Genomic DNA, 19,240 nt, shown 5'->3' with positions numbered 1-19,240 from the left:
CCAATGCGAGCCAGGTTGCCTTTGGGGCAAGACTTGGCCCGCTTACACGCCCGCCAAATCGCCAGTTTCCTAGAATCCAGATGCCGACCACCACGCCTGCTACACCGATCCATCCCAAAATCGGCATTTGCTCTCCAAGCACAAAGATTCCAATCAGTGGTACTAACAGAGGACTCACACCACGCATCAAAGGATACACTTGTGATAAGTCTCCAGCATTGTATGTCTGGGACAATAAGACGACGTAGACGCCGTGTAATGTAACGGTAACCGTAAGCAACAGCCATCCCACGAACGGTATGTGGTGGCGCCAAATGGCCGTGAGTGCAAAAGGTAGATACAACAACACAGCCACCCACTGGATTAACCAAAGAAACACGGCTTTGTTCAAGCTCTGCTTCGCAAATAGGTTCCAGACTGCATGCAGCAAACCGGATGTGACTACGAGAAAAATGGCAGTCGAAAACAAAATGAGCCTCCTATCGGGAGACTCTTCAGGGGAGACTTTATTGCAACACCGAACAAACGTTTCAGCCATCACCGAACAATCGGGTAGAGAATCGCTCACACAGTTTGTAAAACCTTCTTCTATCCGGACTATACCGTCGGCACGGGGTTCATACCCGTTCCTGCACTCCATCACCGTATTGAACAAAGGCCAACGCGATCACTTTGAGCTCGTGGGCTCATCAGCAAAGGCTGCATCACCACGGAATTGGCCATATCTGGCCTCACCCTGCCCTGAAGGTCTATTCAATTGCTTTCAGATTATCAGATAGATAAGATAGGCACAATCAATCGCATGTGTTCATCTTTCGCCAGTCCATAAAGTCCGTTCCTTGATTTACAAATGATTTGCGCCAAGCCACCCTTTCAACGTCATGCCTTCATCATATCTGATATCCTCAGCGTCCAACTTCAGCGGCGTGATGAACTCGAGCGAGTTCCCATCCGGATCGTCAAAGTAGATGGCAGCGTGGTAGTTCGCGCCGTTCTGGAGTATGAGCGGCTGCTCTTCTCCTGCTATACCGAATGCATCCCGGACAGTGAATCCTTGTCCGCTTAACCATTCTCGCGCTCGCTTAATGTCTTCCAACTCCACGTAAAATGCCACATGCCGGATGGACGGATGATAAGGCGTGTTTGCGTGTTCGGATGGCCACAACCCCAGCCAGCTACGTCCCTTTTCTATCCAGAAGAAAGCAACTCTCGGTCCTTGGTATGCCAGTTCCAAACCGAGCCCTTGGTAAAACTCAATGGATACGCCGATGTCGCTCACGGGCAAATGTGCTTCGTACAATCCTTTGATCACGTTTACTCACCTCCTTCGTTGCTAGACCGAGTTCCCAGTCGGAACCTCAGCGTACTTCAGATCTCCCTAGTAGTCCGTTTCCTAAGTTTTCTTGCATCGCATGATTCGACTACTTGCGCACTCGCAAAGGCTACTCGCTGGCAGCGTGTAATCCGTAGCGCCAGTGGAAAGGCTTGGGGTCTTCATTCAGCTCGGTCAGGTACTGAACAATTCGATCGCGCAGTTCTTCCTTAGAGCAAACGCGGATGTGACGGAGTACCGCGCGACTCATCTTCGAGAAAAACGACTCGATCAGATTCAGCCATGAGCCGTGCGTGGGGGTGAAGACCAGCTTAAATCGGCCAGGCACACTCTCCAGATAGCCTTGCGTTTCTTTGGATCGATGCGCGGAGTGATTGTCCAAGATGATCTCAATCTCCGTGCCCACCGGATAATAGGCATTCAAGCCTTTTAGGAAGTCGACAAATTCTGCGCTCCGATGCCGCTCGCACACCGAGTGATGCACATGCCCTGTCACCAAGTCGATGCCTGCCAGCACGCTGAGCGTTCCCAGTCGCTTGTACTCATGGTCCCGTTGCACGCATCCGTGCTTCCCGGGTGCGGGGGGACAATCCGGTGCGGTGTGTTGGCAATCGCCTGCACACCGGGTTTCTCATCATACGATAGAATGACCTTGAGTGGCGCCTGCGATGGCTCAGTCTCTTGCAGGATCTCCACCTCCTGATACACCTCGAGCACTTGCACCATCTTGTGTTCAAAGGCAGGATCGCGTTTCTCCAAGTAGTACTCGACGCGGTGCGGATGGATACTGTTCGCCCTAAGCATCTTGGAAATTGTGCCCTTGGCGAGTTGTTGGAGCGAAGGATGTCCTGCCTCTTCACAGTGACCACGGACGTGCTGGGCCAAGAGTGAATGGGTCCACACCTCGTGCGGGTACCCCAAGTCTTTGGGCTTCTGACATGCCAAGGAGAGGAACCACGCCTTGGCTTCCGGCGTGATACTCGTCGGATGCCCGGATCGAGGCAGATCGTCCAAGGCCGCGAGGACACCACGTGCCTTCACTCGGGACACCGTATCATCCACCATCACGCGACTGACGCCCAGTTGTTCTGCGACGGAGATTTTGCTATGTCCGTCTGCGCAGAGCAAGAGTATCGTCGCGCGGGTCACATGACGGACGGATTCCGACCGCGATATCCGGATCTGTTCAAGCCGCTGGCGTTCCTCGTCTGACAACGTGACGGCTGGTTTCATCTTCCGATAACGAGCTGGCATGAGAATCCCCCGTTTCTACAGGTTTCGTCACCCCACTCTATCACGTGTCTATTGAAAACATTGTCGAACTAAGGAAGCCCTCTACTAGTGCCTCAACATATCGGCCTGCCGACCGCAGCACGGCACCTTTTGCGTCGGATTCAATCACCGTGTCCGCTTGCGTCCCGTACAGTCTATCAAATGACAGTGGTTCCAGCCGACTCCGAACGGTCTTGATCATCGTCGCCGAAAGCGGAATTCGATTCGGGAAGCTATACATAAACGACACAAAGCGCCGGTCATCCGAAACCGAAACGGTGTCACCCGTGAGCAGCGCCCCTTTGCCCTTCGCACCGGCCTTCCAAAGCAGCACACTCGATCCGGCAAAGTGCCCACCAACATGAACCAGTGTCACCTCCGGGTTCAACTCGACCTGTGATCCCTTCCAAAACTGAATGCGTTCACTCGCCTGCATCACCCACTGTCTGTCATGGTCGTGCAGATAGATGGGGGCCTCAAATCGCTCTGCCCATTCCACCATAGAAGAATAAAAATGTGGGTGTGAGATGGCCATTGCGTGAATGCCACCAATTCCCTGAATCAGTTGGACCGTCACATCGTCTACGTACGAGATGCAGTCCCACAGGATGTTCCCGTACGGCGTTCGAAGGAGTTTCGCATGTTGGCCAATTGCAAATTCGGGAACCGTTTCGACCCCCAACAGGTTTGGTTCGTGCGCATAAAAGGCGTTTCTGTATCCACCCACCTTCAATTTTTCGAGCGTTGTCCACGTTTGTCCGCCGGGTCGGATGTATTGCCGTTCATCCTCACAAATCGGGCAGTGTGCTGGTGGCGTCTCGCGCTCTGCGTATTGTGTTCCGCAGGTCGTACAAATCCACTTATTCACGTTGAGCCCTCCTTTCGACCATAACAATAAATCAGACGTGAACTGGTTATCCAAACTCCGCATCCACCTGCCGGAGAGCATTCCTCACCAGCACGTCGTCACGGACCAACAGTCCATGCAGCACACCGTGAAATGGCGCTAGCTTGCGGTAAAACCGCTGCCGTTCGAAGAACAATTCATCCATCGGTCCGTCATAAAATGGCATTAACTCATGCCACACGTCGTACGCTGGATCGCCCATTTCGCAATCGCCAAAATCAATCACACCGATGTTACCCGTCTCTGTGTTGACCAAAATGTGTTCAGGAGCGAAATCACCATGAAGCAGAACGGCTTCGAATTGAAAGTTCTGCGGTCCGGCAAGGAATCTTTCGATGCCCCCTATCACGTTTTCACGGACGGGACAACGCAGCAAGGGGATTGCGTCCTGTCGAATGCGATCCATGAACTTCTGCAGCCCTTCTCTCCAATTCCGTGGTCCATCGTCGCGTTGTTCCCCAGTCCATCGAAACCAAGGCACATCCGCTTGTTTGAGAACACCCTTTGGGATGCTATGCAACTCACTAAGAAAATTCCCAACCCCACTCAACAGACGATTTTTCATCGATCCCGGTGGGATTTCTGACAGTGGAGTGCCCAGTAGCTTCCGGTAACCCACGGCTGATACCGGAAAATCGCCATCCGCTGGCCCTATCCACTCGGGCAGCGGAATCCGCGACTTCACGTACGGAAGAATCGCCTCCAGCACTCGGATTTCTTTGCACATCTGACGTGCTACTGCAGGGCGCTTCGGGATTCGAAAAACGAATGCGTGATTCACTTATATCGCGATACTGTCCCAGCCTTCTCCGAGTAGTGAGATCCTGTTCAGGGGCAATTCTGGGAAGTACGCACCGAGCAACGCCTCGTACTGGCCGATATCCGTATGGTCCCGATTCACTTCCACACCTTCATCCGTTCGCCCAGCGTCCCTGAGTGGAACTCAAGCTGCGTACCATCGGGATCGAGAAAATTGACGGTCCAACCTCCACCACGCTCCACTGGGCCACGGATGATTGGAACATTTGCCGATTTCAGAACATCAACGGCGGCTTGTAATTCATCTTGCGGCGTGTAAAGCGCCACGTGATCCACGCCGAGTTGTAGCCTAGCCGTCGGCAGCATGGGTCGCTCCTGTAGGCAAATCCAAGCTTTCCCCCATTCGAGGTAGGCATCCTGCAAAGCGCGATGTACAAGCTTCATCCCGATCGTCCCAACGTAAAACGCAAGTGACCGTTCAAGGTCAGATACGTTGAGGGTGACGTGGCTGAAACCCATGCTTGCGAAGTTGAGCGCGGACTGCCGTTGGGGCTGGCCCTGTGAAGCGAGAAACAGGACCATATGGACTTCGTCCCAAGACCGATTTGCCGTCTTCATGGCGTTCGGTTCCATCCCATAGACTTGAAAGCCCACAGCCTGATAGAGCGCCATGGCGGCGTCGTTATCCTTCACCACAGAGAGACGAAGTTGCACCAAGCCATCCAGTTGCCGTGCCCGCTGAATCAAGTCAGTCAGCAGTTCGCGCCCTATCCCTTGCCGCTGAACGTGCGGAGATACAAACATAGCGACCACGTTCGCGATGTGGCGCGCCTTCGTTGCTCGCTCTCGAACCAGTGTCACCGTGCCCACCATCTGATCTGATGCATCGCCTACGAAAGCACCCACAGTAAAGTGATCGTCATCCGGTGTCATCTGGTTCGTCACGAGTTCGAGAGGACAGGATAAATAATCGCCATAGGTTGTGAGGAACGCTTCGGGATTGGTGGACAACGCTTGAAGCCGAAGATCTCGATAAGCTGATGCATCCACTGCATGAAGGACACGAACATCCACGCGTTCACCCCCTCCTTCCGACTAAAGTTGACTCAGTAGGGACGGTAAATTGTGCATATTTCGAGCCAGCCAATCCATTTCGTGCGCAAATCGCTGAGGGGGTACCGTATGCTGGTCCATGTTCGGCGTGATCCACCAAGTGCTTTCCATATACCATACCATGCGAAGATCTCGTAGAATCCTCCCTGTGGGAAACTCGCGTTGCGTCCGATAGCCGTCAAGGAAGCCCTGCGTGGCATCCACGTTGAATGTTTCACTAGCCAGATTGCCAGACAGGATAGCCCTCGCGATATCTAACTCGAGATAGTCGGCATTGAGTCGGTCAAAGTCTAAAATCGCCGACAACCCATCACCGGAGAAAAGCAGGTTATCTGCCCAGAGATCGCGGTGCGCAAAGCCCATTTCGGCATTCCTAAATTCACGGATGTCGATAACCTGCGAAGCGTTTAATTGGTGCTGCGCGAATGCATACAGATCATGTTTGTCATTCTGCTCCATGGCCTTCAAGACGTTGTCCCAATCACGTATCCTCTCAGGTACTTCCGGGACCATAAATGTCGCTTGGGTTGGAACACCGCCGAGCATGAGAAGTAATCGATGCATCAGTCCCGTAGCCGTTCCGAGCGAATACATCTGACCATAAGTGGCCTGGCCAGGAATGAGTCTCTCTCCGTCGCTAAAGGTCATGACCATAAATCGCTGCCCTGAGGGTGTCGAATGAAGTTGAGATCCCTGATGCATCAGAATTTGTGGACAGGGTAGCCCCTGAGTATGTATCTCAGACTGCCATCGAAGCGCCCGGACTAAAGCCGATTCATCATACAATCGATATCTGTCCGGATGATAACTTTTGAGCAGAAAGACGCCATGAGTGGTATCCAACTTCCATTTTCGATTCAGCCATCCACGAACAATCGGTTGCGCATCAAGAATAATAAACCCGAACCATTTCTGACAGATCTCGCAGAGTTCATCAAACTCATGATCATCGGGTCGCAATTTCATTCACCAACCTTCGTGATGTCCCCAGACTCGTTCCACAGTCGATTCCGATCCGCTCGCCGTCACGAGGTACACGTCTGGATTCGTCAACGCTGCCCATGCCTCGAACCCGAATCGTTCATCGAAGTATCTCAGCAGCAGCGTCATCAAGTTGCCGTGCGTGACAACCGCTGCGCTCTCTTGATTCAATGCCAACACCTCACCGAGCGCGGCAACAGCTCGCTTCATCGCCTGACCACTCGATTCGCCACCATCAAAGGCCATCTCAAAATCGGAGAACGTTTGCTGCAAACCATCCAGCCAGTTGTCCATGGGTTCGGAACTCAACACTCTCTCCGAGAGTCGCTCATCCACTTGCACGTGCAGATTCGCCCGTTTTGCAAAGGGTTCGATGCTCTGTATGGCTCGCACGAATGGGCTTGAGAGGATGGCGTCAATTTTCTGCTCAGAGAGAAAGTCCGAAAGTAAGTTTGCCTGCTCGCGACCATCCACCGTAAGCGGTGCGTCAGCCGCCTGCCCCGTCGCGGAACAGTGGCGAACAATGTATAGACGTTTCACTGGTTACACCAACTCCTTCAGAAGACCGTAGACAACGTGATCGACATAGTGGTCAACAATCCACTCCGCCTGACGACAAGTCCCTTCCTGCGTAAACCCGAGACGATCCGGGATAGCTCGACTCTTGCGATTGTCAACCGCAGCTCGGATTTCCATGCGATTTAACCCGTATTCCCGAAATGCGATATCCATCATGGCTCGGCAAGCACTGGTCATGATGCCTTTCCCTTGGAATCCTTCCCCAAGCCAATACCCAATGGAAGTGGATTTGTTGGCCCAGTTTATGTCATGGAACCCAACCACACCGGCAAACTCTTCTTTGTACAAGATACCCGCTTGAAAGCCGTTGTTGGTGGCAAATTGCTGAAGCGTGGATTGAATGCCTTCGAATCATCCGGGGTTCGCGTGGCATCCACCCAAGGTAGCCATTCCCGTAGATAGGAACGAGAAGCATCTATTAAGGAAAAGATTTCTTCTGCATCATGCAATTCTAGCAATTTGAGTTGAATCTCGTCACTCACTGTATGGCAGAACATGATTCTGTCTCCTATCCATCGCCTGAAATGCGCCATTGACTAGCACGGGTACAACACCGGTTTCATTGAGACGACTGGCCATGACAACGTCTTCTTGATATCCACGCGCTATCAGTTCCCGACCAGAAGCGCAATCCAACAACGTGGAGAGCAGATTCTCCTGAACGGATCGAAAAACCGAAACCGCAGATCTCGCCTCCGGAGACAATGCACAGGGATTGGCATCACTCAAAATCGCGCCCGCGCCCAGTACATCTTCTAATGCAGGACGGAGATTGCCGTTCAGCCAGCGTTCTCCAGCCGCAATGACCGCTACGCTTTTTCCGGATTCCATGACCGTTTGAGCCACAGCCTGTGCGTTCCGTAGACTTCCGGCAACCACCCATTTCCCGTACTCTCTAGCCGTGGATGCCAGAGTCGATCCATTGGGTGACGGCAGGACAAGTTTCTGACCCGACTCTACCTGCTGCAAGGATGTCGGTGACAGGGAAAGTCCCCCTTCATCCCGTTTGTTCAGAAGCAGAGCGTCTACCGACTCGGCAAACAAGGTAGCTGACTCCTCTTTAAAACGATAGGGATAGACGGTAGCTCCCCGGTCGACGGCAATGCTGACGGCTGTCGTGAAAGACAGCACATCCACGATGACCACGGTGTCGGAGATAGGGGCTAGGCAAACAAGACCATCGAGGCCCCAATCAAAGCGCACCGCATAGGCCGATTGTTCGAACACATCTTCAGAAGTCATCGTCATATCATCCCAAACTCCGATCCAAGAGGTTTGCTGACACGGGTTCTCGTCCAATGTCTCTTGCCCATATCGACAGTTGGCCCATGTGGTGAATTTCATGGGCAATGACATGACGAAACACCTGTTCTGACGAAAACGTTTCACCGGGCCGCCATGACGCATGGACCTTTTTCGAGTCCATGTCCGGAGTCCATTGCTCAATCACAGGGCAGATTTCGTGATGGCACGTGTTGGACAGAGCGCGAACTTGGCTTAGCGTCTGGTAACGCTCAAAGGGAAGCTGAACATCGGGTTCTTCCACCGTCGCACGAATCCAACTGTATTCGGAATCTACAATGTACCACAGAGTTCGTAAAAAACTGCCAACGCCGCCGATCCGCTCTCGGGTGAAATCCTCGTCGGGGACGCCCTCACACCAGTCAAACCATTCCTCCCGGACCTGCCAGTTGTAGCGAAATAGCGTCAGCAACTCGATCCCTCCCTTGCATGGTCATGAACCACACGCACCTTCGGCCATTTCTTCACAATTTGTTTGTCAGCGAGACGCTGCTCGAAAATCTGCTCAGTCACTCGCCGAGGATTTCTACGACATACCAACTCAAACAAATCGTTCAATCCACATGGTGCTACAATGAGCAGTTGGTCATCGGCGAGAAGCCGGACGGCGACGCTCGTCGCGGTCTCTGGCCAAGTCCCAACTCCGTCTGCGCTCGAGGAGAGCGGTTCAACAGGGAACCCAAACTTCCGTTCGTACCACAAATGGACAGCCGCCTGATTCTTGGCCTGCCAAGGCATATGAGGCATGAGTTGATATAACGTCCGCTCAATCTCCAAGTCTCTTTTAGGTTGTAGGTCAGTAGAATCAAAATACGCCACGTCGATATCATTCAGCGGTGTCGGCGTAGAGTAATCGTGTAACCAGTCCCACACCAGTGTGCGAATGACACCACCCCCGACCAACCAATCCGGAGGATTGCATTCACGCACCACACGCAACGCTTGCATGAACCAGTGAGTTGCACGCAACAATGCACGTAAGTCGTGCTCATATTGACGATTGTCGGTCATGGCGCCACTACCTCTACCTTGAGCCGGTCGGGATCCTCAAAGAACACTGCGTAGTGTTCCTCTCCACCCGCATACGGGTGTCTGTCCTCATACAAAACACGGCCACCTGGAGCAGTATCATTTTAGTTGAGTCAACAAACTCGTAATTCTGGACAGAATGATAAAAAAGGAAGAAGGAATCCAGATGCGAGTGTACGACAAAGAATTCAAAGAAGAAGCATTAAAATTGTCTTATGAAATCGGGCCAACCGCGGCCTCCGAACAACTGGGGATTCCGCCCACAACGATGTACACATGGAGGGGTCAAAGCAAGAAGCATGGATCTCTGGCATTTGTAGGGAGCGGCCACCAGCGCATGGATCCGAAAACTGCCGAAATGAAGGGGTTGGAGAAAAAGATCAGGGAACTGGAATCCGCCAATGATATCCTGAAAAAGGCGTTAGCTTTTTTCGCAGAGAGCCAAAAGAGGTAGCTGCACGAGACTTGTTTCGTTTTATAGGGATTCAAAAGAAAAAAGACGAAGCCAAGCACAGCGTGAAGGAAATGTGTAAGGTTTTGCATGTCAGCGAAGCCGGTTACTATCGCTGGCGGCGTACTCAAAACAGCCCCTATAAATACGATGATCTTTTGGCGAAGATCCGTCAGATTCGTGCAGAAAACAAGGACTATGGAGCATACCGCATCTTTTTGGCCTTGCAACTGTTCCACGGCTATACCGGTACCTACTATGTCGTCCGAAGACTTTGCAAAGCCCATCAGCTGATGCTGAAGAAGAACCATCATGCCAAGGGAACGACCAAGGCTGATCCTGCTGCACAAGCAAGCGAAAATCTGATAAAGCAGGATTTTACTGCCACGGCCCCCAATCAAAAATGGCTGGGGGACATCACGGAGATCCCCACGGCGGAGGGCAGACTGTATGTCAGCGCCGTATTGGATTGTTATGATGGCGCGATTGTAGGATTTAAGATGGCGGATCACATGAGAGCCGAACTCTGCGTCGCGTCATTCACCTTGGCTGTCCAAAAGCATCAAGCTTTTGGCATGACGTTTCACAGTGATCGAGGAAGCCAGTTTACAAGCAAGGTGTATCGAGAAACCTTAGCCAGGTATGGTGCGGTGCAAAGTATGAGCCATACCGGAAGATGCTACGACAATGCCAGAATGGAGTCCTTTTTTGCCACGCTGAAAAAAGAGTGCATTTACAAGGTCAAAACAGAAACATTGAAGATGGAGGTGGTCAAAAGCATGGTTTTCCGGTTTATTGAAATTCACTATAACCGGAAACGAATTTACACAACCAACGATGGATATCCACCTTTGATGAAACGTCGTCAGTATTACCGAGACCAGCTAGCCAAGGTAGTCTAAAAAGCGGGTAGCTAAGGTCTTGCTCCCAACATCTGTCGCAAGACCGTTTTTCATTTTGTTTAGGGATTCATTCGTCAAGGTCAGGTCGTATTTTCCAGAAAAGTACGTCTGGAAAATCTCCACCTTTCCCCTGACTTCACTCACAACCCCAAGGCGTAGCCATAGACCGGTATTACGAGTTTCGGGGCTAAACTAAATTTGACAATTCCAACCCATGGTTCTCAATAAGTTCGTGAGCTCGTCGACCTGCTGACGGGATTCTGCATAGAAAGCCAGATGGTTCAATCCAGCGTGCTTTCGGTGATATCGAGGTTCCAAGTAGTCAGACTCTGTCTGCACCAGTACGATATATATCCCGCCTTTACGCCAACTAAGTCCCGTCGTCCAATTTTGGTAGGGTTCATAGCCGAGATATCCCAACAGCCAGCCCCAAAATTCGACTGACCTTTGGAGATTCGAAACGTTGATTTCGACATGATGTAGCGTTCCTGGACTGATAGTTCGATTCGGAGGAAGATCCAACTCTTGAGAATCTTCGATGAATCTATAGTAAATCACCGTCTCATCAAGCTGCCCATCCGCTGATAGGGCATACTGTGGAATTCGTCCGGCCTCCACGAACCCTAGTGAGCGGTACAAAACATTGGACGGATCCCCGGCACGAGTGTCTAGAACAAGCAATGAGCGATTCGCTTCCATTGCCGATCGCCCTGCCACGTCCATCAACTGCCTTGCAATTCCCAGTCTCCTTCTCTGCGGATGAACCATCAACTTGGCGATTTCCGCCCTGTGCGCACCGTTTTGTTTCATGGACAGATGCAATTGGACCGTCCCTACCACTTCACCATCGTAGAGGGCCACCCACAAACGAACACTTGGTTCGAGGAGATGTTCCCAATACAAACGAGCATCCGCACGCGTCAGTGGTGGCAAAAAGCCGATGGATGCTCCGTCGGCTACAACAGCAATTAATAAGGAACAGAGCGAGTTCAAATCTTCTGCATTCCACTCCGTAACCTCAGCGATATGCAATCCATTTGCCAATAAAATACCTCCATCGTTTGCTATAATTGAATTTACCATGTCGCTTGGATGGCTCGTCATCATTTAATCTCGCAGGTCTATCCATTCGGTCCATCAATGTCGCCAATCATGTGCCCATTTATTTTCAGCCCGTGTTAAAAACGAAATGTGCAAAACTCGGTCGACGATCCGTCACCAAACCAGCCTTGTCATCGGATCCTCCCCATTTGGTCGTCGGTGTGTTTGATGTAGAAAGTTTACCGTATGTGCCGAGCAAGTGGTATCTCAAATAGAGTGGCTCGTAACACGGCCACAACACAGAATGGAAGAACCAAAGAATATATGGCATCATTATTACATCATAGTACCTATCATTCCATTAGGAGTAACGTCATGGAACCGGAAGTCGGAGAGCTTCTCGTCGGAGCATATCTCAAAATGATTGTGGGTTGCCAATTTATAGATTACAACGTGAGGGTACCAGGCGGCGGACAGGACGGCTTGCGAGAACTGGATGTGGTTGGTTTCGACTTTAATAGCAAAACGGCTTACTTATGTGAAGTCACGACGCACATTTTGGGTGCATTGTACGGGAGCGGCACGGAGGAAACAATAGAACGAATCATCAAAAAACACGAATTCCAGCGTTCCTACGCAGGACTTCACCTCACCGACTTCCCAACTCTACAGTTTCAGTTTTGGTCCCCATATGTCCCTGTAGGAAAAATCACGAAAGCCCTTGAAGGTGTCCCTTCGCTCGAACTGGTGATCAATCAGAACTACACCGCCCGAGTCAATGAGCTTCGTGCGAAAGCACGAGAAGTGAGCTACGATGCCGGAAATTCCGTGTTCCGGACTCTGCAGATTCTGGAGCACCTTCGCTAAACTGCAAGTGCTGTCTTTAAAGCGTTAAATCCAGAGGTAAATCCGATATGTCCTTGAGCCGCTTGCCATCCACCATAATATTAAGCATCTCGAGTGCATCATCGGCGTTTGCCGCCTCGACTGATGCCTTTAATTCATGCAACGCGAAATGATACACACAGTCAATATCCCCAGTTCCAAGTGCGATTGACGCCAGACGGCTGGGCAGTGGCTCTGCGGTAACAACGACGATATGTGGTAAGTGCCCCTTTCGATTGCGAATCAAATTGAGTGCTTCCGACCGGCTATTCTGGCTCCGGTCGGATCGAATCGTCCACTTCGATGAAATACTGGCATGTAGCAATGGATTACCGCCATTTGATTCGCGAATTGCCGCATGGCGACTCACCGTATCGTCTACCACAGGGAAGGGGGAGTTTATTTCTCCATCAGACAACAAGTGCTGAATGATAATAACGTCCGGAGTAATTGTGTAATCACTTCCCAAGGCTGCAGCCAATCCTGGATCATACTTGGCTGCCCTCTCCAGAGCTATCAGATGCTCGTATTGTTCGAACGCGGCAATCGCCATTCGATTGCGGTTACCGATCCGTTTGATTTCCCACTTTCCAGGACGCATGTGTTCAAGCCTCATGAACGTATTCGTCAAAAATTGTGCGTTGATGAGTTCAAATTCACTGCCACTGGTCTGGCCCGCCAACCGCTCTCCCGTCGTCGACTCAAGTTGTTCTGCAATTCCCTGCGCTATCCGAACCGACAGCTTGCTGTCCTTGTCGGCGTTAGTCGGGACTCCGTTCTTGTTTATAGTCAAAACCGAACGCAATAAATCTGCGTGGTAATTTTTCCGAGCCTGTGCAATATGAGCCTCTGTCATCACCCGACCACCTTTACGAGACCAGAACCTGTACTGGCCTTCAGGCACTGCAAAATCTGTTTCCCCACCGCCTCTGCAACCGGAGGTGGAAATGCATTTCCGATTTGCCGATACGTAGAGGTCTTCCGTCCTGAGAACTGCCATTCATCAGAGAATCCTTGAATGCGTGCAGCCATCCGTGTAGTGAGCCGTGGCAAACCAATGAACTCGGGTTCAGGTGCGCTATCTGCGATTCCATGCCCATCCACCCCAAGTGTTGCCCATGCTCGCTTGGCGCGTGTGGGCCCCAAGTCAGGGCCTCCGTGCTTCTTGGAACCGCCGACTAAAGTGGGAGCAATGTCATTCGCCCACTCTTTCCAGCGATGAGCAATACGCCAGCCACGTTCGGCCATCAGGTCGTGCAGTGCCTCTCCGACGGTTGGCGGTCGAATGCCAAGTGGTTGAGGCCACTCGAATTCTCCAGCCAAATCCTTTCGGATTGCTACAAATATTACACGCGGGCGCAATTGGGGTACTCCGAAATCCGATGCGTTCAAAAGGCGCCACTCGGCCTCGTATCCCAGTTTGCGCAAATCATCCAAAATGTCTTTTCTATAATCATCAAAAACCGCATCCAAAAGCCCACGGACATTCTCGAGCATAACTGCCTTGGGACGAATTTCGTCAACCAGCCGGATCGCTTCAGGAAACAAATCACGCTCGTCGGCATGTCCAAGCTGCTTGCCTGCCTTCGAAAACGGCGGGCATGGCACACCACCTGCTAACAAATCGATCCCTTTATAGTCCTTGCCGGAAAACTCAAATAGATCTCCTTCTATGACGTTCCAATGAGGGCGGTTCAGGCTGAGCGTCGCACATGCGGCAGCTTCTATCTCAACCAGGCCAACATGATTCCACCCAGCCCGTTCAAGACCCATGGCCTGTCCACCAGCACCCGCGCAGATTTCAAGTGATGTAAACATAATCAATCCCCTACGTTTCGTTTGGCTCTTTAACTCATAGTATAGCGATGATAGCCTGCACTCATCAATAGATTATGGTTGTTGACACAGAGATACCGAATGCTGTTCCCAAAAGGAAATGTGCAAAATGACGTGGTATCCCGATTGTCGAATATTGAAGTAAATAAAACAACAGTGAATCCTAAGGCAAAAGGTGATTAGTCTTCTTCGTCTTCGGGGCTGCTCTCTAAATCAAAAAAACGATACTTTGACGATAACACGTATGACGGGTCAATTTCCGATGTAATCCAACGGCGTTCAAGCTCTTCCGCAACCTCTCCTGTCACACAGCTACCGCCAAATGGATCATACACAAGATCGCCAGGGTCAGTAAGAAATTCGATAAAGAACTGAGGCAACTGTCGCGGGAACCTCGCCGGGTGTGCCTTTACTCCAAGGGTTCGACAAGCGGACAAATATCGATCAGACGAGCGCGTATTCGCGATCTCGAGCAAATTATCCACTAGGGATAAATCGACGTCATGATAATTCAACAAGTTCGGTGGTATGGCACCCCCGTTGTCAATTCCCCACTTTTTCGACACATTGTGTCCTGACGGTCGGGGTCCATCATTGTAGCCAGATTTCAAGAGTTGCTTCATGCTCTTCTTATAGGGTGTCAGTATTCGTTTATTATTTGCTTTAGGACGTTCAGACTTAGATAACCACCATACAACGTTTACAGCATCTTTCACACGAATGCGCTCGATCGTCACCCATTGGGCCGGACTAGGCATTTTCGCCGGATTGTACCAATAAAACTCTTGGGCCAGATGGAAGCCAATATCCTCGCATAATCGAATTAGGAGTTGAAAGTGGTATAAGGATCTTGTTGGTGCCCCCTTATTCCAAGTCCCGCCTATATCGATGACCAAACTGCCCTCCGGTTTGAGTACTCGCATAAGTTCTTCAGCAAAATTATTGATGAACCAATCCACATACTGGGCAGTTGACTCGTTGCCATAGCTTTTTTTCTTAATCAGTGCAAACGGCGGAGAAGTCACAATTAAATCAATCGATTCGGACGGAAGAGTCTTAAGGAATGTTGCCGAATCACAACAGTATGCTTGTCCATATGTCGTTGTATAGATCGGTGGAAACTCACTATGTAAAGGGTACGCCATCACGATTCTCCTCGAAATACTGTAAACACCAGCTGTGCGTCATTATAGCACGACAGCATCTCATGGTGTGCGGAAACATCAACCCCTAGGCTCATGTGGTAATTATAGGAATCCGCACTGGACAAGACTCCCACATTGTATCCAGTAATCAACTAGTCTTTCCAAGGTTTCCGCCTGGCTCCTGCTTAAGGACACTCCCAATTCAAATTGGTCGTCAAGGGCTCGTTTCGAGAAATTTGCCGACCCCAAATAGCCGCTCTCTCCATCCGCCACCAAGAATTTTGCATGAAACCATAAGCTCTCATTCGTCACACTTGACGGTTGATAAACTCGGATTTGTTTTTGGTGCAAATGACCAACGAAATCCAGAAGGTAACGGAATGCCTTTGCATTCGCCTCTTGTGCCACGTCACTCACCACAAACTCCATTGATACATTCGGACGATTCCTCAGCAAAGCTAGCATCGTTGGCTCCAACACTTTCATTCCCGATTCCGTGTAGTAAGGTGACACAATTAAAAGACGGCGCGTTGCTCGTTGAGCGGTCTCGATTATCCAAGAATTAATGTAGTGAAACGACGATACAATGTTTGTTGGCACATCTGTCCCGATTGGAATTGACCACAACATACGACTCTCTGGTACTTTGTACAATGTCTTTTGGGTACGAAGAACCACGTCGGCAAGTTCGAGCAACCTCTGAAGTTCGTTATCATGAACTACCTTGTAGACCAATTGTAGCTCGGTGATAAAATCAGTATCCACGAGAACATGCAGAAATCCGTGGATAATGTCCTTATCCACAGTTTCCATCCCAAAATTATTCCAGTCATTTATAGTGAACCCATCCGGAAATGCGTAAGCAAAAAAGCGGAGGATGCCCGCCCAACGCATAATATGACTTTCAACCCGATACTTTTGGGCGAGCTGTACTATCCTTACAACATTCACAGCTTGTTTGTCCACTGCGAAATTACCTCATCTACCTTCGAAGAATAATAGCCTATGAACGTGTGGTACTTATCATAGTCAGGGATTATGCCGCCGGTCAACAAGTTCCTGCTCAAACCATGATTGAAGTATCTACACGAAAATTTCACGTATTGACAGGCATGGCACGCCCCGCCGTGCTCGTGACACACTGGATCATATAAACATGACTGAGACTTATCGTAAGCATTTCGGAGCCACCTAGATAGGTCGCTTTCAAATGCTGAAACGAGTGCGCCCATTCCGCCTCCTTGTAATTTAGAGACGTATATCGCCCCCGATAACGCACTGGGAAAGAGATATTCCGAAATGCTGTCGATGTCTAGTCCCAATACTGATTTCCCTGCCTGTAACAACAAATGTAGAATTGTGTGTAAAAGTCGAAACGACATTACAGAAATCAAATAGTTCTCGCTGCCTATACAGTCTCTTAAGACGATCCTTGAGATTTCGTCATCTGGAACGGAAGAATAAACAAATCGTTCATATAAATAAGCGTGCGCCCCCTGTTGTGTGCTTGCTGTCAAGATCGGGGGATTTGTAGTGCCGTTCACATGCAGCCATGCCAAAATACGCTGCGGATCGAGTTTGAAAACAATTGCTTCATTTTCATTCTTCAACACTGGAATTACGACTCGTTCTTTTCCATCAATGCGCTGCCGGAATGGATTTAATATCGCTTCTTCACGGTCGTACGTCTTGCGAGTAAATCCCAATCCCAACGTCAAGACAGGAAGTTTCTCCACCAGCATTAATGAGGAAACCCCAAGATTTTGGGCCTCTGTTTGGGCCCTCGCGACTTGAGCCTCGCGTACCGCGTCATGTTCCTGTTGCGCCTCGTGCATACTACTCGCTAAGCTAAGTCCATTGTTTTCGTACCAAGTGAAGACAAACTCGTGCAATGACCTGTCCGACATCACTCTCTCGCGCGGTGCGTTCCCTCCAAACAGGGCGTTTACCTCATCCTCGATCCCATTGCTGTCCGCATCCAGCTTAATTCCTTTCTCCCCCAGTAATCTAAGCAGCACTTCGCGGTCAGAGTCTTTCGCCAACTTCATAATGTCGCTTAAGACATCCTTCTCAGTTCCCTTTTCAAAGTTACGAGAAAAGTGTTCAATATCTAATGATTCAAGTTGAAGTAGTGCCGCTAGTTGAATTTGAGGAAATTCATCTTGTTGTTTACGCTTTTCTAAAATATCATTTTGAAGATTCACAAAGGACTTAATCACAGGATAATGCACGTCGCCATCGCCAAGATTTGTTCCGGAAAGAAACGCCTTTGAACCCGGAACTCTTGGCAGTGTCGTCGCTCGCGTTCCAAGTGACCCCAAAGAGATGCGCCGCTTATAGTCAACCCAAGTAGCTGTGGTGAATCGCCTCGTATCATTCATCTTAAGGCCGTTATGTTGACTACTCCAATCACTCCCACTTAATAACTTGACTCGCAAGGGTTGAATGTCACCATTCTGGTGAATTAACGCATATGGATATTGTTGTAGCCTACCCTGTTTGCAATACTGACAGTTCAGTTTAGGGTTAGATACACGAATTTCATTAAGGGTTCTATAGGAATGTGTGTTTGAACATTTGTTACAGTAGAATACAAGCGGAAAAAGACTGTACGTAACACGAGTTACCTCGCCAAAGAAAAAGCTGTCTGATCGATCTGGATATACATCGACCGATAGTTGACTGTTCGCCGACCAATTGTTTTTAAACTGCAGCACTTCATTTACCAAATATTCACGTGACTGCGTAAATTCCCTTAAATCCAGTTCATCTACCTTCCGCCAAAATCGATTCGCGTAAAATACAGAGCCAGGCAAGTATTTGAAGAAGACCTGACTTCTGGCTCGACGTTCATTTAGTTCAGTCATCAACTTCACTTCCCTTGTGATTGGTGGAAACTGGTCTCAACACTTGCAAAAATCCATCCTGTCTCAGTGGCAGGCATAAGAGGGATTCCCTCCTCGATATCGCGAAAACTGGTCAATGGGTTCAGAACTCTTTCGTCCTTAATTTTCAACTCCCCAGCACTTGACTGTAGAAGATGTTCACAGTAATCAAATTGGCTATTTATGACGGCATCCGCTTTCTGCCTTGCAACAAGGGGGAAGTAGTTCCAATCCACACCAACCATTCGTTGAAGTTGGCCGATGAGTTCCCTCCGGACATCAATGCCTTTCGTCGTCATGTCCGCACAGTAGTCCCTGTACGCCTTGCAGTTATATATCGTTGATGAGAATCGTTGTGAATGCACACACAGCAGCAAACCTGCAAGCAGTCCAGGCACGGTACGCTCAATGACTTTGGATGTCAGTCTATTTATGGGAACAGGATCAACCAAATGATTCAAGAAAGTGTGATTCTGGATGAAGTATTGGTATTGTGACCTTTCCCGCAAATCGTTTGGTCGGAAAACACAAAAAACCATTCCAGCGTGAGAGCGTGCGGACCGACTACTCGCCTGAATGTACTCTGACTGTTTGGATGGCATACCCGCCATAAAAAACGCATTGATTCTTTCCAAGTCCACGCCATGACTAATGAGGCTGGTCGCAATAATACTGTGAAGTTTCGCAGAAAATTGTCGATTGCGTGTGTCTGCATCTACGCGATCAATGGTTTCAGAAATCACATCCATAGTAAGCGTCAAACTTGTACCACCTATCGACGCGTGCGATCTCTTGAGATAATCGCCTCATGAATTCCATT

Annotated in this window: 22 protein-coding genes and 3 pseudogenes; 3 read left to right on the top strand and 22 right to left on the bottom strand. The window is 49.9% G+C overall.

Features of this window, described 5'->3' with window-relative positions:
* From AYW79_RS12050 to AYW79_RS16160, 15 genes and pseudogenes are all read right to left on the bottom strand, one after another.
* On the bottom strand, positions 1 to 469 hold a 469-nt coding region (locus AYW79_RS12050; RefSeq protein ID WP_197467723.1), incomplete at its 3' end, for an EamA family transporter.
* Positions 470 to 844: 375 nt separating this feature from the next.
* Complete coding sequence (locus tag AYW79_RS12045) at positions 845 to 1,312, bottom strand: VOC family protein (RefSeq protein ID WP_067566311.1); 468 nt, start codon at positions 1,310 to 1,312, stop codon at positions 845 to 847.
* A gap of 130 nt (positions 1,313 to 1,442) precedes the next feature.
* A complete protein-coding gene (locus tag AYW79_RS16175) occupies positions 1,443 to 1,892 on the bottom strand; it encodes an IS630 family transposase (RefSeq protein WP_231877863.1) in 450 nt (149 codons plus the stop codon).
* A complete protein-coding gene (locus AYW79_RS12040; RefSeq protein ID WP_231877862.1) occupies positions 1,826 to 2,587 on the bottom strand; it encodes a helix-turn-helix domain-containing protein in 762 nt (253 codons plus the stop codon). The genes AYW79_RS16175 and AYW79_RS12040 overlap by 67 nt, the downstream gene beginning before the upstream one ends.
* Before the next feature lie 40 nt (positions 2,588 to 2,627).
* Complete coding sequence (locus AYW79_RS12035; RefSeq protein ID WP_067566308.1) at positions 2,628 to 3,473, bottom strand: MBL fold metallo-hydrolase; 846 nt, start codon at positions 3,471 to 3,473, stop codon at positions 2,628 to 2,630.
* Positions 3,474 to 3,519: 46 nt separating this feature from the next.
* Entirely contained in the window at positions 3,520 to 4,293 is a 774-nt protein-coding gene (locus AYW79_RS12030; RefSeq protein WP_067566304.1) for a phosphotransferase family protein, read from the bottom strand.
* 116 nt (positions 4,294 to 4,409) lie between these two features.
* Entirely contained in the window at positions 4,410 to 4,790 is a 381-nt protein-coding gene (locus tag AYW79_RS16170; protein WP_067566321.1) for a VOC family protein, read from the bottom strand.
* A 78-nt stretch (positions 4,791 to 4,868) separates the two neighbouring features.
* A pseudogene (locus AYW79_RS16165) lies at positions 4,869 to 5,321 on the bottom strand (GNAT family N-acetyltransferase); the annotation flags it as partial.
* Between the two features lie 45 nt (positions 5,322 to 5,366).
* Positions 5,367 to 6,350 carry a phosphotransferase gene (locus AYW79_RS12020; protein WP_067566301.1) on the bottom strand — a complete coding sequence of 328 codons (984 nt, stop codon included), beginning with the start codon at positions 6,348 to 6,350 and terminating at the stop codon, positions 5,367 to 5,369.
* Positions 6,351 to 6,905, bottom strand: coding sequence for a histidine phosphatase family protein (locus tag AYW79_RS12015; RefSeq protein ID WP_067566298.1), 555 nt, complete (start codon positions 6,903 to 6,905; stop codon positions 6,351 to 6,353).
* Between the two features lie 3 nt (positions 6,906 to 6,908).
* Positions 6,909 to 7,441 (bottom strand): annotated as a pseudogene (locus tag AYW79_RS12010) (GNAT family N-acetyltransferase).
* Positions 7,419 to 8,186: a 2-phosphosulfolactate phosphatase gene (locus tag AYW79_RS12005; protein WP_082806752.1), complete on the bottom strand. Its 768-nt coding sequence runs from the start codon at positions 8,184 to 8,186 to the stop codon at positions 7,419 to 7,421. Before AYW79_RS12005 ends, AYW79_RS12010 begins: the two are co-directional and overlap by 23 nt.
* A gap of 7 nt (positions 8,187 to 8,193) precedes the next feature.
* A complete protein-coding gene (locus AYW79_RS12000; RefSeq protein ID WP_067566292.1) occupies positions 8,194 to 8,658 on the bottom strand; it encodes a DinB family protein in 465 nt (154 codons plus the stop codon).
* Complete coding sequence (locus AYW79_RS11995; protein WP_067566289.1) at positions 8,652 to 9,257, bottom strand: nucleotidyltransferase family protein; 606 nt, start codon at positions 9,255 to 9,257, stop codon at positions 8,652 to 8,654. The genes AYW79_RS12000 and AYW79_RS11995 overlap by 7 nt, the downstream gene beginning before the upstream one ends.
* A pseudogene (locus tag AYW79_RS16160) lies at positions 9,254 to 9,373 on the bottom strand (VOC family protein); the annotation flags it as partial. The gene AYW79_RS11995 and the pseudogene AYW79_RS16160, both read right to left, overlap by 4 nt.
* 68 nt (positions 9,374 to 9,441) lie before the next feature.
* Here AYW79_RS16160 and AYW79_RS11990 point away from each other — a divergent pair.
* Both AYW79_RS11990 and AYW79_RS11985 read left to right on the top strand, forming a co-directional pair.
* On the top strand, positions 9,442 to 9,729 hold the full coding sequence (locus tag AYW79_RS11990) for a transposase (RefSeq protein ID WP_067566286.1): 288 nt from the start codon (positions 9,442 to 9,444) through the stop codon (positions 9,727 to 9,729).
* Between the two features lie 11 nt (positions 9,730 to 9,740).
* Positions 9,741 to 10,628: an IS3 family transposase gene (locus tag AYW79_RS11985; protein WP_156481872.1), complete on the top strand. Its 888-nt coding sequence runs from the start codon at positions 9,741 to 9,743 to the stop codon at positions 10,626 to 10,628.
* 192 nt (positions 10,629 to 10,820) lie between these two features.
* On the opposite strand, the gene AYW79_RS16410 is transcribed toward AYW79_RS11985, so the two are convergent.
* Positions 10,821 to 11,672, bottom strand: coding sequence for a GNAT family N-acetyltransferase (locus tag AYW79_RS16410; protein ID WP_067566284.1), 852 nt, complete (start codon positions 11,670 to 11,672; stop codon positions 10,821 to 10,823).
* A gap of 372 nt (positions 11,673 to 12,044) precedes the next feature.
* On the opposite strand from AYW79_RS16410, the gene AYW79_RS11975 reads away from it, so the two are divergent.
* Positions 12,045 to 12,536: a hypothetical protein gene (locus AYW79_RS11975; RefSeq protein ID WP_067566281.1), complete on the top strand. Its 492-nt coding sequence runs from the start codon at positions 12,045 to 12,047 to the stop codon at positions 12,534 to 12,536.
* A 16-nt stretch (positions 12,537 to 12,552) separates the two neighbouring features.
* On the opposite strand, the gene AYW79_RS11970 is transcribed toward AYW79_RS11975, so the two are convergent.
* The 6 genes from AYW79_RS11970 to AYW79_RS11945 all read right to left on the bottom strand — a co-directional run bounded on the left by AYW79_RS11970 (position 12,553) and on the right by AYW79_RS11945 (position 19,181).
* Positions 12,553 to 13,410 carry an NgoMIV family type II restriction endonuclease gene (locus tag AYW79_RS11970; protein ID WP_067566278.1) on the bottom strand — a complete coding sequence of 286 codons (858 nt, stop codon included), beginning with the start codon at positions 13,408 to 13,410 and terminating at the stop codon, positions 12,553 to 12,555.
* A complete protein-coding gene (locus tag AYW79_RS11965; protein ID WP_067566275.1) occupies positions 13,410 to 14,372 on the bottom strand; it encodes a DNA cytosine methyltransferase in 963 nt (320 codons plus the stop codon). Before AYW79_RS11965 ends, AYW79_RS11970 begins: the two co-directional genes overlap by 1 nt.
* A gap of 197 nt (positions 14,373 to 14,569) precedes the next feature.
* On the bottom strand, positions 14,570 to 15,535 hold the full coding sequence (locus AYW79_RS11960; RefSeq protein WP_067566263.1) for a DNA-methyltransferase: 966 nt from the start codon (positions 15,533 to 15,535) through the stop codon (positions 14,570 to 14,572).
* Between the two features lie 102 nt (positions 15,536 to 15,637).
* Positions 15,638 to 16,501 (bottom strand): phospholipase D-like domain-containing protein, encoded by an 864-nt coding sequence (locus AYW79_RS11955; RefSeq protein ID WP_067566260.1) that lies wholly within the window; start codon positions 16,499 to 16,501, stop codon positions 15,638 to 15,640.
* Positions 16,483 to 18,402, bottom strand: a complete 1,920-nt coding sequence (locus tag AYW79_RS11950; protein WP_156481871.1) for a DUF1998 domain-containing protein — start codon at positions 18,400 to 18,402, stop codon at positions 16,483 to 16,485. Before AYW79_RS11950 ends, AYW79_RS11955 begins: the two co-directional genes overlap by 19 nt.
* 5 nt (positions 18,403 to 18,407) lie before the next feature.
* Positions 18,408 to 19,181, bottom strand: coding sequence for a helicase-related protein (locus AYW79_RS11945; protein ID WP_067566256.1), 774 nt, complete (start codon positions 19,179 to 19,181; stop codon positions 18,408 to 18,410).
* Between the last annotated feature and the right edge of the window lie 59 nt (positions 19,182 to 19,240).

It is taken from the genome of Ferroacidibacillus organovorans (genome assembly GCF_001642725.1).
GTDB lineage: Bacteria > Bacillota > Bacilli > Alicyclobacillales > SLC66 > Ferroacidibacillus > Ferroacidibacillus organovorans.
The sequence above is the reverse complement of the archived record's forward strand: the minus strand, read 5'-3'. Positions and strand labels throughout refer to the sequence as shown.

What these genes read in the sequence shown, in the direction of transcription:
- AYW79_RS12040 (WP_231877862.1), bottom strand. Translation starts at nt 2,587, where the DNA reads ATGCCAGCTCGTTATCGGAAGATGAAACCAGCCGTCACGTTGTCAGAC.
- AYW79_RS11950 (WP_156481871.1), bottom strand. Translation starts at nt 18,402, where the DNA reads ATGACTGAACTAAATGAACGTCGAGCCAGAAGTCAGGTCTTCTTCAAA.
- AYW79_RS12020 (WP_067566301.1), bottom strand. Translation starts at nt 6,350, where the DNA reads ATGAAATTGCGACCCGATGATCATGAGTTTGATGAACTCTGCGAGATC.
- AYW79_RS16170 (WP_067566321.1), bottom strand. Translation starts at nt 4,790, where the DNA reads ATGGGTTTCAGCCACGTCACCCTCAACGTATCTGACCTTGAACGGTCA.
- AYW79_RS11970 (WP_067566278.1), bottom strand. Translation starts at nt 13,410, where the DNA reads ATGACAGAGGCTCATATTGCACAGGCTCGGAAAAATTACCACGCAGAT.
- AYW79_RS11995 (WP_067566289.1), bottom strand. Translation starts at nt 9,257, where the DNA reads ATGACCGACAATCGTCAATATGAGCACGACTTACGTGCATTGTTGCGT.
- AYW79_RS11965 (WP_067566275.1), bottom strand. Translation starts at nt 14,372, where the DNA reads ATGTTTACATCACTTGAAATCTGCGCGGGTGCTGGTGGACAGGCCATG.
- AYW79_RS12005 (WP_082806752.1), bottom strand. Translation starts at nt 8,186, where the DNA reads ATGACTTCTGAAGATGTGTTCGAACAATCGGCCTATGCGGTGCGCTTT.
- AYW79_RS11975 (WP_067566281.1), top strand. Translation starts at nt 12,045, where the DNA reads ATGGAACCGGAAGTCGGAGAGCTTCTCGTCGGAGCATATCTCAAAATG.
- AYW79_RS11990 (WP_067566286.1), top strand. Translation starts at nt 9,442, where the DNA reads ATGCGAGTGTACGACAAAGAATTCAAAGAAGAAGCATTAAAATTGTCT.
- AYW79_RS11960 (WP_067566263.1), bottom strand. Translation starts at nt 15,535, where the DNA reads ATGGCGTACCCTTTACATAGTGAGTTTCCACCGATCTATACAACGACA.